12 protein-coding genes are annotated in these 13,549 nt (G+C 37.3%); 9 read left to right on the forward strand and 3 right to left on the reverse strand.

Features of this window, described 5'->3' with window-relative positions; genetic code table 11:
* Window positions 1-51 precede the first annotated feature (51 nt).
* The 7 genes from MHH95_RS11185 (at window position 52) to MHH95_RS11215 (ending at window position 8,944) form a co-directional block, all read left to right on the forward strand.
* On the forward strand, window positions 52-1,200 hold the full coding sequence (locus tag MHH95_RS11185) for an MFS transporter (RefSeq protein ID WP_340727615.1): 1,149 nt from the start codon (window positions 52-54) through the stop codon (window positions 1,198-1,200).
* Window positions 1,197-2,546, forward strand: a complete 1,350-nt coding sequence (locus MHH95_RS11190) for an MmgE/PrpD family protein (protein WP_340727616.1) — start codon at window positions 1,197-1,199, stop codon at window positions 2,544-2,546. Before MHH95_RS11185 ends, MHH95_RS11190 begins: the two co-directional genes overlap by 4 nt.
* 28 nt (window positions 2,547-2,574) lie before the next feature.
* Entirely contained in the window at window positions 2,575-3,348 is a 774-nt protein-coding gene (locus MHH95_RS11195) for an enoyl-CoA hydratase/isomerase family protein (protein WP_340727617.1), read from the forward strand.
* Window positions 3,349-3,611: 263 nt separating this feature from the next.
* Entirely contained in the window at window positions 3,612-4,787 is a 1,176-nt protein-coding gene (locus tag MHH95_RS11200) for an acyl-CoA dehydrogenase family protein (RefSeq protein WP_340727618.1), read from the forward strand.
* Window positions 4,784-6,880, forward strand: a complete 2,097-nt coding sequence (locus tag MHH95_RS11205; RefSeq protein WP_340727619.1) for an acetate--CoA ligase family protein — start codon at window positions 4,784-4,786, stop codon at window positions 6,878-6,880. Before MHH95_RS11200 ends, MHH95_RS11205 begins: the two co-directional genes overlap by 4 nt.
* Window positions 6,881-6,891: 11 nt before the next feature.
* Window positions 6,892-7,737 carry a 3-hydroxyacyl-CoA dehydrogenase family protein gene (locus MHH95_RS11210; RefSeq protein ID WP_340727620.1) on the forward strand — a complete coding sequence of 282 codons (846 nt, stop codon included), beginning with the start codon at window positions 6,892-6,894 and terminating at the stop codon, window positions 7,735-7,737.
* A gap of 13 nt (window positions 7,738-7,750) precedes the next feature.
* On the forward strand, window positions 7,751-8,944 hold the full coding sequence (locus MHH95_RS11215) for a thiolase family protein (protein ID WP_340727621.1): 1,194 nt from the start codon (window positions 7,751-7,753) through the stop codon (window positions 8,942-8,944).
* 76 nt (window positions 8,945-9,020) lie between these two features.
* Here the strand turns inward: MHH95_RS11215 and MHH95_RS11220 are convergent, their stop codons facing one another.
* Together MHH95_RS11220 and MHH95_RS11225 are read right to left on the reverse strand one after the other, a co-directional pair.
* Window positions 9,021-9,896: a DUF3298 domain-containing protein gene (locus MHH95_RS11220; protein ID WP_340727622.1), complete on the reverse strand. Its 876-nt coding sequence runs from the start codon at window positions 9,894-9,896 to the stop codon at window positions 9,021-9,023.
* Between the two features lie 4 nt (window positions 9,897-9,900).
* Window positions 9,901-10,386 (reverse strand): RNA polymerase sigma factor, encoded by a 486-nt coding sequence (locus MHH95_RS11225; protein ID WP_340727623.1) that lies wholly within the window; start codon window positions 10,384-10,386, stop codon window positions 9,901-9,903.
* Window positions 10,387-10,627: 241 nt separating this feature from the next.
* Between MHH95_RS11225 and MHH95_RS11230 the strand changes: the two genes are divergently transcribed.
* Window positions 10,628-11,107 (forward strand): DUF2243 domain-containing protein, encoded by a 480-nt coding sequence (locus MHH95_RS11230; RefSeq protein ID WP_340727624.1) that lies wholly within the window; start codon window positions 10,628-10,630, stop codon window positions 11,105-11,107.
* On the forward strand, window positions 11,100-11,924 hold the full coding sequence (locus MHH95_RS11235) for a cytochrome c oxidase assembly protein (protein ID WP_340727625.1): 825 nt from the start codon (window positions 11,100-11,102) through the stop codon (window positions 11,922-11,924). Before MHH95_RS11230 ends, MHH95_RS11235 begins: the two co-directional genes overlap by 8 nt.
* Window positions 11,925-11,990: 66 nt before the next feature.
* On the opposite strand, the gene MHH95_RS11240 is transcribed toward MHH95_RS11235, so the two are convergent.
* Window positions 11,991-13,520 (reverse strand): glycine betaine uptake BCCT transporter, encoded by a 1,530-nt coding sequence (locus MHH95_RS11240; protein WP_340727626.1) that lies wholly within the window; start codon window positions 13,518-13,520, stop codon window positions 11,991-11,993.
* Window positions 13,521-13,549: the final 29 nt, after the last annotated feature.

Below are 13,549 nucleotides of genomic sequence, written 5' to 3' on the forward strand. Positions count from 1 at the left end.
ATGAATGCATGAGAAGTATTCATCCCGTTTCCCCATATTCGGAGGCTGTATATGAATATTAAGGTTCTTTATACAATTACAATCCTGATCTTTACCACAGTTTTCGGTGTTCGCCCAATAACTTCCTTATATGCTGACTTATTAGGAGCGACAATGTGGCAAATTAGTTTAATTACACTTGCTTATTCAATCGGTCCCCTATTAATTGCAGTACATATAGGTAGATATGTTGATAGATATGGAGAAAAGGGTCCCATATTATTTGGATCATTCGGCTTACTAGTAGCAACTTCACTTCCTTTTTTTACTGAGAGTATAGTAGGTCTGATTTGTTCACAATTTTTATTAGGCTTAAGCCAAATATTTGCCATTGTTTCATTACAAAATGGAATAGGGAAGTCTGCCGATAGTGGTGGGAGAGATAAGGCAATTGGTTTATTTAGTTTATTTTCTTCTGGGGGAATGTTATTTGGCCCTTTAATTGCGGGGAATGCAGCAGATTATTGGAGTTTTACGATAGCATTTGTTGCACTTGCTGTAGCACCTTTAATATGTGTTATCCTCAGTTTGTTCTTAAAGAAGCATCATCAGCAAATAGATTCGAAGGATAATGAGGAGAAGACTCCGTTCTTGGAGATAGTTAAACAAAAGGATATTAGGAATACTCTGTTAGCTGGAATGATTATTTTATCAGCACTGGATATATTTTATGTTTACTTCCCATTATACGCAGAGTCTATAGGGTTATCTGCTTCAAAAATTGGTTTTCTATTATCTGTGATGGCTGCGGGAAATATAATTGCTCGTTTTTATATAGGATCTGTATTGAAATTATTAGGACGGGTCAATGCATTAGCATACTGTATGTTAATTGGTGCATTTGCTTATGCCTTAGTAGGTTTCACAACAAATTTTACTGTTCTATTTATTTTCGTATTAATTATAGGTTGCTGCTTAGGTATTACACAACCGATTTCAATCATTATAACGTATAATTTAGCGCCAAAAAACCAAACGGCAGAGCTATTAGGAATTCGACTTGCTTCGAATCGTTTAGCACAAACATTGTTACCTTTTATTTTTGCAAATATGAGTACTATCTGGGGTCTTGGTACAATATTTGGCTTTAAGGCATTATTAGTAGCCATTACAGCATGGAATTCAAGGAGTATTAAGGAAAGGGAGGAAGTTACGGAATGAACAAAATAAAAATCGAGGCAACGCAAGTACTTGCTGAGTTTGTTAAGACATTTAGTGAATATCAATTGTCCCAAAAGGATTATGAAAAAGTGGGACATATTCTACTAGATTATTATTGTGCGGCAATAACAGGCGCTCAAACTGAAACAAGTAAACTAGTATATAAATATTTATTGGAAGTAGAAGGTGAAGGTAATATAAATGTCATTGGCGGTAAACAAGGGCTTTCTGTAGCAAATGCAGCATTTGTAAATGGTACGAGTGCGCACTGTTTGGATTTTGATGATGGACATACACACGGGTCTATTCATCCTGCAGCACCAATTATTCCGGCTATATTGGCGGTAGCAGAAGAAATTGATGCTACATCGGAGGATGTATTACGAGCTATTATTGTTGGATATGAAGTATGTTTACGAATTGCCTCAGCAATCCATCCTAATTCCAGAAAAAGAGGATTTCATAATACACCAATTGCCGGTATTTTCGGAGCAACAGCGGCGGTTTCTTACCTCTATAAAATGGATGAGGCAGGGATTGAAAGTGCACTTGGCGTAGCCGCAAGTTTTGCAGGAGGGTTGTTTGCATTTTTAGGTACAGGTTCGGAAGTAAAACGTATTCATCCTGGGCAAGCAGCCCGTGATGGTATTCATGCAGCAAAATTATCTATGGCTGGATTAACAGGCCCTCAACAAGTACTTGAAGGTGAAAATGGATTTTTCCAAGCATTTTCAGGTGACTATAATAGTGAACGACTTGTACAGGGATTAGGGGAACAATTGGAAATTTATAAAGTCTATTTTAAACCATATCCATGTTGCCGCCATTTACATGTGGTAATTGATATCATTTATGAAATTAAAAAAAATAACAAGATTGAACTTGATCAAATTGAAGCTATCCATATTGGAGTGAATCATATAGCGGCTATGCACAATTATACGGTTTGTAATACTTTATTAGATACGCAAATGAGCATGCCTTACGCAGTTGCTTTAGCACTTGTATATGATGGCTTGAATATTGAATTATTTAATCCGTTGAACAAAACGCCACTTATTCAAGGGCTATTGCCAAAAATCAATATTTATATTGATGAGGAAATAGATAAAATGTATCCTGCATATCGGGCTGGGAAAGTTCAAATTGTAACGAGTAATCAGGAAGTATATGAACATTTCTCAGAAAATCCATTAGGGGAACCAAGGAACCCACTAAGTGAGGAACAAATGAAACATAAATTTTTATCTAATTGTACGCCAATATTAGGAGAAAAAAGAGCACACGAAGTACTAATGGGGATTTTACAGCAACCCATTCGTTTGGAAGACCTATCAAAACTGTAATAAATTTCATTGAAAGGGTGATAATTGGATGTATGAATTCTTGGAAGTTTATAAAGATGGTGCTCTTGGAATTATAAAAGTTAATCGACCAACAGTGCATAATGCTCTTAATCGAGAAACGATAACGGAGATTCACCATGCGCTTCAAAAATGGGAGCAACATGATGGTGTTCATTTAATTGTATTTAAAGGTTCGGGCAATAAATCTTTTATCGCGGGTGCGGATATTGGTCAACTTCGACAGAAAACGCTCTATCAAGGTTTAGAGGCAGATTTATCTCAACTTTGCCAAACAATCGAGAAGTGTAATAAAGTAACAATCGCTGCAGTAAATGGATATGCGTTTGGAGGGGGATTCGAACTGGCTTTAGCATGTGATATTCGAATTGCTTCAGAAAATGCAAAATTCGGCTTACCTGAATTAAATCTTGGGATTATTCCTGGTGGAGGAGGTACACAACGTTTAGTGCGATTAATTGGAAAAGGACTTGCGCTAAACTATATATTAACGGGAGATTCTATAACAGCTAAACAAGCTCTTGCGTTAGGTATTGTATCTGATATAACTAAGCCAGAGGAATTATGGGAAACAGTTTTAGCTAAATCAAGTAAAATTTTAGCAAAAGGACCATTAGCGGTTCGCTTGGCAAAAATGGTAGTGAATGAAGGTAATGACGGATCTCTAACAGCTGCGCTTACAATGGAAAGGTTAGCACAAGCTTTGCTGTTCACAACAGAAGATAAGCGAGAAGGAACAGAGGCATTTATAGAAAAGCGTACTCCTGTATATAAAGGTATGTGATCAAACGTTAAGTATTTGAACTGATTTGTTCAAATACTTAACGTTTTTAGTTTATACAAAATAATATGTTTTAAGAAAAATATAGGTAAAGGCAAAAAATGAAGTTGAGATTGCCGTACTCTTAGGTTTTGAAGTTACAGTGAGAAAAAATTTTTAAATTTAAGGGTTGTATAAAGGACTTGGCACGTTACTTGCTTTTTATTAGATAGGAGCATATAAAAAGCTCATTTAGCAGTTAAATAAAATTGAAGGAGTGAAAGGAAATGGATTTTACATTAACAAAAGAACAACAAGATTTAAAGAAATGGGCACGTGATTTAGCAAAAGAGAAGTTTTCAGAAAAAGCATACACATGGGTGAAAAATAAAGAAGTACCGTGGGAAAATGCGCGTATTTTAGCTGAGCATGGATTAATGGGGATGACTTTACCAGAAGAAGATGGTGGTCAAGGAATGACTTTAGTAGAAGCTATTATTGTGATGGAAGAGATTGCTAAAGTTTGTCCAAGTACAGCTGATATGTTCCAAGTTGGTAACTTCGGGGCAATTCGTCAATTAGCTGCATATGGATCACCGGAATTAAAAGCGCGTGTATTACCGCAAATTTTAGCAGGAGAAAAATTAATTTCAGTAGCAATGAGTGAGCCAAATGCGGGATCTGCGACAACAGATTTGGAAACGCGTGCACGGGTTGAAGGTGACAAAGTGATTGTGAACGGTTCTAAAGTGTTCAATACTCACGGACCACATAATGAATATTATGTTGTATGGGTACGTTTTGGTGAAGATGTAAAAAGTTCAGGTGCAATTTTAATTGAACGTGGCATGCCTGGTTTTGTGTTAGGCAAAACAGAAACCCATATGTCTGGAGAAGAGCATTGTGCATTGTATTTCGAAGATTGTGAAGTACCGGTAGGAAATATTCTCGTGCCGGATAATGGGTTTAAAAAACTGTTTACAATGTTCAATATTGAACGAATGGGTAATACATCTCGTTCATTAGCATTAGCACAAGCAGCATTTGATATGGCAGTAGAACATGCGAAAGAAAGACATCAGTTTGGACGTCCGTTAGCAGAGTTTCAAGGCATTCAGTGGAAAGTAGCTGAAATGAAAATGAAGTTAGAGGCTGGTCGTTTACTATTATACAAAGCAGCAACAAATGCAGATAAAGGGGCACCGAGTCCATTAGAGGCATCAATGGCTAAATGTTATATTAACACGACAGCATTTGAAGTGGCACATGAGGCTGTTCAAATTTTTGGAGGATATGGCTACTCAACAGACTATCCATTAGAATATATTTTCCGTCGAATTCGTGGCTGGATGATTGCAGGTGGAACACCGGAAATGCTGAAAAATAAAATCGCAGAGGAAGTATTTGATATGCGCTTTAGTCAGCGTCCACCAAAACCAAAGAATAGCGAGGTTCTTTCATGAAAATAACAAAAGAACTAGGTGTTCATCGATTTTTAATGGAATATGAAGGGGCAGAAATTCTACAAAAGTTTAAATTACCGGTTATAGAATCATTTCTTGCTGAAACAGAAGAGCAAGCAGTGCTAATGGCTGAAAAAATAGGTTATCCAGTTGTTTTAAAAGGTATGTCACGTGAAATCACACATAAAACAGAAGCTGGAATTGTCAAAGTAAGTATTAGCAATGAAGTGCAGTTGAGAGAAGCATACCGTCAAATTATTCACAACACGAAAGCATACGATATACAAGCATTATTAGTCGGTGTACTCGTTCAAAAAATGGCGCCTAAAGGGATTGAGTTAATTCTTGGTGTTAAGAGAGATGATGTTTTTGGCCATCAGCTTATATTAGGATATGGGGGTACACTTGTAGAAATTATGAAAGATTTTTCTATGCGTATGCTACCTGTATCCGAACAAGAAGTAGATGAAATGATAAAGGAGCTAAAGACAGCACCAATTTTATTAGGGTATCGGGGACAGTCCGGTATCGACATAGATAAATTAAAAGATATATGCCGTAATATAAACCGCTTAGTGGAACTGCAGCCGGATATTGAGGAGCTCGATTTAAACCCTATTATTTTTGCTAATAGTGAAGCGTATATTTGTGATGTTCGTATGTTAAAAAGCAGCCTAATTAGAGACCAAAAAGAAATAAATTTATTAGATGGTCTTGATAAAATGTTAAATCCAACATCGGTAGCTATAGTAGGGGCTTCAGAAGATGCGAAAAAAACAGGCGGCCGCTTACTGAAATACTTAGTCGAAAACAATTTTGAAGGAAGTGTATATCCAGTTAACCCAAAAGCAAGTGAAATTCGTGGTTATAAGGCATATCCATCAATTAAGGAAATTCCGGATACCATTGATGTTGCTTGTATAGTTGTTGCCGCAAAGTTTGTACCGAATGTTATGCGTGACTGTGTAGAACGTGGAGTAAAAAATGTCATGATTTATTCATCAGGCTTTGTGGAAGTTGGTGAGCATGGGAAAGCATTACAAAAAGAAGTACTTACCATTGCCAAGCAGGGCAACATTCGGATTTTGGGTCCAAATACTATTGGTTTAGCTAGTCCATCTAAAAATATATATACAGCATTTGGATCGGCACTTGAAACTAAAAATAAAATTGCAGGAAGTATCGGTTTTATTTCACAAAGCGGAGCAATGGGCAGTGCGTTACTTAGTCGTGCATGGGAAGACAATATTGGATTTAGTCGTTGGATCAGTGTGGCAAATGAAGCCGATTTAACAACTTCAGATTTCATTCAAGTATTAGCACAAGATGAAATGACAAAAGTAATTTCCGTTTTTATGGAAGGGTTAAAAGATGTAGAAGCATTTGAGCGCGCAACAACAGCTGCATTTAAACAACAAAAGCCTGTACTCGTATACAAAACAGGTCGTACGGATGCAGGAAAAAAAGCAGTACAATCACATACGGGATCAATGGCAGGCGATGACGCAGTCTATGAAGCTGTTTTCAGAAAGTATAATGTTCTTAGAGTTAACCAGGTCGAAGAATTAGTTGATATTGCTGCTGCATTCGAAATTCAACCGTTACCAAAAGGCAAACGAATTGGAATTATAACAGCTTCTGGTGGAGCTTGTAGTATTTTAGCCGATTTATGTTCAAATGCAGGGTTAGAGGTAGCTGAATTTACAAATAATGCGGAATTACTTCATAAACTGGTCCCAGAATTTGGTTCACCAAAAAATCCAATAGATGTAACAGCTGAAATTATTGGGAAGCCAGAAATGTTCAAGAAGATTTTAGAAGCAGTAGTTGCTGATGAAGGGATTGATGGTGTACTAGTAATGATGACTAGTAATGCTGATCCTGGAGCTGAAGTTATTGCGGAAGCTATAACTGATGTTTTTAAACAATCAACGAAGCCTATCGTACTTGGACGGTTAGGTGCAACTGCTATTGCCCCAAAAGGAATGGAATATTATCGGAAACAAAATTTCGTCGTTTACCCAAATCCAGAAAAAATTGTTCGAGTAATGAAGTATTTAGTGGATTATAGCACTATGTTACGCAAGTCATAGGGGGAGTTGAAATGATTAAATTAGCGGTAATTGGTAGCGGTTTAATGGGACGTGGCATTGCATTAGCAGCAGCACAAAATCAAATAGAAGTGAATTTATATGATATTTCAGAAACCTCTTTACAAAATGCTAAAAGTTATATGAAGGATGAATTGGAAAAGGCTGTTGTACGGAATATCATATCATCAGAAGAAATAGCATTGATACTACAACGTGTCCAAACTTATACAAATCTCGATCAGGCAGTCGCAGAAGTTGAACTTGTTATTGAAGCGATACCGGAAATAATTGATTTGAAGATTGAACTGTTTAAACAGTTAGATACATTATGTAAACCGTCTACAGTTTTAGCTACAAACACATCAACTATGAGTCCAACTGAAATTGCTGCACAAACATCACGCGCTGATCGATGTATAGCAATGCATTTTTTCAACCCTGCTCATAAAATGAAGTTAATTGAGATTGTGCGAGGTTTAGATACAAGTGATGAAACGGTTCTTTTTGCAAAAAGAGTCGGTATGCAAATGAAGAAAGAGACAGTTGAAGTAAATGAGTTTCCGGGGTTCGTTACAAGCCGTATGAATTGTCTAATTGGTAATGAAGCAATGAACATGTTAATGGAAGGCGTTGCTTCAGCAGAAGATATTGATAAAGCATTAAAGCTTGGTTTAAATCATCCTATGGGTCCGTTAGCATTAGCGGACCTAGTAGGGCTCGATACAAGATTGAAAAATATGGAGTATTTATATAAAACATTAGGTGAGAAATATCGTCCATGTCCCTTACTAATTAAATATGTAAAAGCGGGACGTCTTGGTAAAAAATCAGGTGCAGGATTTTATGTGTATGAGTAGGAGGAGAAATTAGATGAAGAATGCTGTCATTATCGATGCAGTTCGTACACCTATTGGAACAATGGGTGGAACTTTAAAAGATGTTGAAGTAGATTTGTTAGCTGCCCATGTCATTCGGGCATTAGTAGATCGAACAGGTATTAATGCTTCGGAAATCGACGAAGTAATTTTGGGACAGGCTAAGCAAAGTACGGATACCCCCAACTTAGCACGTGTAGCGCTATTAAGGGCAGAATTGCCTGTTGAAGTTGCTGGTTACACTGTACATCGTCAATGTGGATCTGGATTACAAGCCATTTTAGATGCTGTAAAACAAATTCAATGTGGCTGGAGTGATGTCGTTATTGCAGGGGGAGCAGAAAGTATGAGTACTGCTCCATACTACATACGTAATGCTCGCTATGGCTATGGAGCAGGCAATGGGCTTTTACTAGATCCTAATACAGAAAGTCAGCCGAGATCCCAGCCGCAAGAAAAATATGGTACGTTTACAATGGGCTATACGGCAGAAAATTTAGTAGATCAATATGGAATTTCACGTGAAGAGCAAGATGAATTTGCATTAAGAAGTCAACAATTGGCAACAGATGCTATTGAGAATGGTCTATTTGAATCGCAAATTATTCCATATGAAATCAAAGCACGTAAGGGGAGTCAAATTTTCGAAAGAGATGAATATCCTCGCCAAACAACACTTGATAAGCTAGGTACATTAAAACCTGTATTTAAACAAGATGGTACTGTTACGGCAGGTAATAGTAGTGGTAGAAATGACGCAGCTTCTGCTCTAATTTTGATGTCTGAAGAAAAAGCACATGTGTTAGGTTTGAAACCACGCGCAAAAATAATTGCTCAAGCAGCTGTTGGTGTGTCCCCTGAAATTATGGGGATAGGTCCTGTTCCAGCAACAAAAAAAGCGCTTGAACAAGCTGGATTAACATTAGATGATATCGGTTTAATTGAATTAAATGAAGCTTTTGCCGGTCAGGCATTGGCAGTTTTAAAAGAATGGAATATACCGCTCGAAAAAGTTAACGTTAATGGTGGTGCTATCGCTTTAGGTCATCCCTTAGGAGCAACAGGTGCTATTTTAACAACAAAGTTAATTAATGAGCTAGAGCGTCGAAAAGAACGTTATGGTTTAGTTACATTATGTATTGGTGGTGGATTAGGTATTTCAGCTATCATTGAAAATTTAAATAGATAAAATTAGTAAACAAGCAGGTGTAACCATTAAAAAAGGATGCACCTGCTTGTTAGGATTTGGAAGTGATTTTATTTTCTTATTTAATATATTTATTACTCACCAGCACATCCTGAAGTAGTTCTGTCGGAATTTCAACAGTTACAAGGCCCATAAAGCCTGGTGCTATCTCATATACATCAAAAGACATTACAAGCTTTCCTTCTTCGGTAATATAGAAGTTTTGGTCAGGGGAAATACCTTCAAAGACACCGAATGCTTCGTCATGATACTCTGTACCACCGATCCAGTACATATCAGACCCTTCTGTTTCAATCATTCTATTACGTAGTTCATCCTCTATATAGAGACTAATAATGTCTAAGTAGCGATCATCTTTAAATAGGCTCGGTAATGTTATGACCGTTTCAGCCTTTTTATCAATCGTTGTGTACTGCATAACAGTAGAAGAAGATACGACAGTGACTTCTACATAACGACCAAATGACAATAATTCATCGGTATCCGTCTCGATAACATAGCCGCTATTTACTGCCATATTACCCGCTTCCATTTCCTCTATATCCGTCTTAAACTGCTCATACAGTGCTTTGCCTTCCTTAGCATATTTTTCGTTCAATGCTTCGATATCAGCAGATGAGCCCGAAATTTGAGGTACTTGAATTTCTGCTGTATATGCATCTTTTTCCATTTCATATTTAGTAAATGTAAGTACTTGTACGACTTGACCGATAACTGGTACATCCGCCAAAGTTTTTGCCATTGCTGGATTTGTATTCAGGCCGACTGTGAATAGTACTGCCGCCGCAGCAACTGATGTTAAAAAAATAGGCAGTTTGCGTTTTCTTTTCTTAAGTGGACGCTGTAGATTTTTATCAATGATTGTCTCTAACTCTTCGGGAATAGGTACATCCTTATATTGTGCGTGTAGCTTTTTTAACTTGTCATCATTCATTGACCTAATTCTCCTCCGTTTCTAGCTCAATTTTTAATAGCTTTAATGCTTTATAAAGCCTTGATTTCGCCGTGCTTAGATGAATCGCCAATATGTGTGCGACTTCTTCTATTTTCAAATCCTCAAAATAGCGCAGCACAATGACCTCACGTAGTTGTAGAGGTAAATGATGTAATGCCTGCTGTAAATCAAGATTTTGATATGTATCTAGTTCGGATAGTTGCAGTAGGGATTCGTCTCCAATGAGTTCGATACGCCTTTGCTTCCGAAGTAAATCAATCGCCGTACGCACTAAAATCGTATAAAACCAGCTTTTCATTTGCTCACGATTTGTTAGTTTCTTAAGCGCCAGCCAGCCTTTTTGAATACTGTCCTGCACGACATCGAGCGCATCCTGCTCGCTTTTTGTATAGCTATACGCGAGTCTATATAGCGAGTTTTGGTGTGCGCGTATAAATGTAATAAATGCATCTTCTAATTCTTCCATCATTCCTTGAAGCTCCTTTTTTCTCTGTCGACAATTATAAGACGGGTGAAGGGGTAAGGAAAGTTTAAAGAAATAAAATATTTTTAAATAAATATACATTCGTAGAGCAGGGGGTGTTGTAGGAAAATAAAACAATAAGGTTTATTCCATTGAGCAAGAGGGGAATTTCTACTATCGAATATGTTGTTATGAATTTGGAGAGATTACATGTAACGAATTATACGGAAAGGGGCTCTAAAGTGATATGAAAAATAACAACAGAAAAGGAATTTCTCGCCGGAATATGTGGTCAGGTATTTTATTTGGCGTCGGTCTCATTGCCTTTGTTGATGAAACTGTATTTCACCAGTTATTAAGATGGCATCATTTCTATGATAAATCAACTACCGATATTGGCTTAATTTCCGATGGCATTTTCCATGCTTTCAGCTGGTTTGCAACAATTGCGGGTTTATTTCTTTTTGCAGATTTACGTCGTAGAAATGGCTTGATCTTTCAACGGTGGCTAGGCGGTGTGTTATTAGGGATAGGTGTATTCCAGTTGTATGACGGCATTATTCAGCATAAATGGATGAGAATTCACCAAATCCGATATGTCGACAATGTTATCGTCTACGATATTATATGGAATGTCAGTGCGCTAATCATTTTACTAATCGGTCTTTTTCTATTATTCCGCTCATCAAAAAACAGTACTTTAAAAGAGAAGACTGCAAATGAATAGTTTATATTTGCTGCATAGTCATGGCCATGCTACACATAGTCAATCATTACCAGGAATGAATCTTCAATATTTGCTGGGCATATTTTTTGTATTATTGGGCGCGGCATATATTATTGCTGTCATCATGACAAATAAGCGCTATAAACAATGGCCAATTTCTCGTACCGCTTTTTGGGTGTTGGCGATGGTGATAGCATTCATTTCAGTTGTAGGACCGTTAGCAAACAGCGCACATAACAATTTTACGGCACATATGGTGAGTCATTTACTAATAGGCATGGTTGCACCGATTTTGATGGCGATTGCCAAACCGATGACTTTATTGCTTAGAGCAGTGAATACGTCATGGGGGCGTAAAATAACTGAAATTTTAAAAAGCCGAGTCATCCATTTTGTCTCTCACCCTATAACTGCCGCAATATTAAATGTAGGTGGTCTATGGCTTTTATATACAACAGATTTATATATGCTTATGCATGAAAATGCATTTTTTGCCTTATTTGTTCATTTGCATTTCTTTATTGCTGGCTATGTATTTACAATTTCAATTATTTATTTCGATCCTGTCCATCATCAGTATTCCTACCGATTTCGGGCAGTCGTTTTGATTGCTGCAATAGCTGGTCATGATATTTTGTCAAAATATATGTATGCGAACCCGCCAGCAGGAGTTTCTCGGCAAGAGGCAGAAATGGGTAGCATGGTGATGTATTATGCAGGGGATTGGATTGAAATAGTGCTCATTATAATATTCTGCTGGCAATGGTACAAATCAGCAAAACCACGCAGAAATTCAGGTGTTGAACTTAAGGTATAAAAATAATATAAAAATAAAGCGATGAAAATTTTAGAAAGTTAAAATTTTCATCGCTTTTTTTGCACCTTATTTCTTTTGATTTGATGGCGGTTGTTTTTTAGGTCGAATGTAAAGACCTAATTTTTGCCGTTCTTCCATTAACGATTTATATAAAGAAAGCATCATCAGTAAAATGATAAATGAGAATGGAAAAGCTACAATAATGGCGGCATTTTGAAGTGCGGCTAAGCCTCCAGAAAACAGTAAGCTAGCAGCGATAGAAGCTTGTAAAACACCCCAGATTAATTTGATTCGGAATGTTGGATTCATCGAACCGAATGATGTTTGCATACCGAGCACAAATGTGGCGGAATCTGCTGATGTAATAAAGAAAAACGCAACTAATAGTAACGCAATAATCGATAAGATAAAGCCAAGTGGCATATAGTCGAAAACTCCGAATAATAGCTGTTCAGTCGGTAAGTCAATAATGCTTTGATCTTTAGAAATATAAGTTTCAATAGCGGTTGTCCCAAAAGTGGCGAACCAGAAAAGACTGACAAGCGTTGGTGCTAAAATAACACCCATCAAAAACTCGCGAATTGTACGCCCTTTTGAAATACGCGCAATAAATATACCGACGAATGGGGACCAGGACATCCACCATGCCCAATAGAAAATTGTCCATCCATCAATCCAAGCCCGGCTATCTGCATTCCCAGGTTCAGTACGTAGGCTCATATGCACGAAATTCTGCAAATAACTGCCCAATCCAGACGTGAAATCATTCATTATTTTTACTGTTGGACCAATAAATAATGTTAATAATAACAAGGCCGCCGCTAAATAGAGATTCCAGTTACTTAACAGTTGAATCCCTTTATCAAGCCCGGTAGATGCTGAGATGATAAATAATATTGTTACGATTACAATAATGATCAACTGGACTGTAAAGCTAATCGGAATATCAAATAAAAAGGAAAGCCCACCGTTAATTTGCTGTGCACCTAAACCGAGTGTTGTCGCAACACCAATGACCGTTGCAAATACAGCGATAATATCAATTATATGACCGATTGGACCCTTTGTTTTTTCACCGAAGATGGGGAATAGTGTAGCACTAATGAGACCAGGTGCACCTTTCCGGAAATTTGAATAGGCTAGTGCTAAAGCTACTACTCCATAAATTGCCCATGCTGAAATACCCCAATGGAAGAAAGTGAAGCGAAAGGAATCTTTTAATGCTTGTTGAGAGCCTTCCGGTGCTTGTGGTGAGCTAATAGCAAAATGTGATAATGGCTCGGCAGCTCCCCAGAATACTAAACCAATGCCCATACCAGCACTAAAGAGCATCGCAAACCAAGAGGCATTACTATAATCTGGTCTATCCGTCGATTTACCAAGACGAATTGCCCCAACAGGACTTAAAATTAAAAATACGCAAAAAGCAATAATAATAGCTACAACTAACAAATAATACCAGCCAAAATTAGTAGTAAGTAAATTTTGAATGTTACTCGTTATTTCCTCCAATATATTTGGCGCTAAAATTCCTATTACTACAGCTATTAAAGTAATTGTAATTGAGCTCCAAAAAACAATTCCTCTATTGCCCATGAATTTACCCCCTTTCCTGACTAATAAAT

The sequence above is a fragment of the Solibacillus sp. FSL K6-4121 genome (assembly GCF_038002585.1).
GTDB lineage: Bacteria > Bacillota > Bacilli > Bacillales_A > Planococcaceae > Solibacillus > Solibacillus faecavium.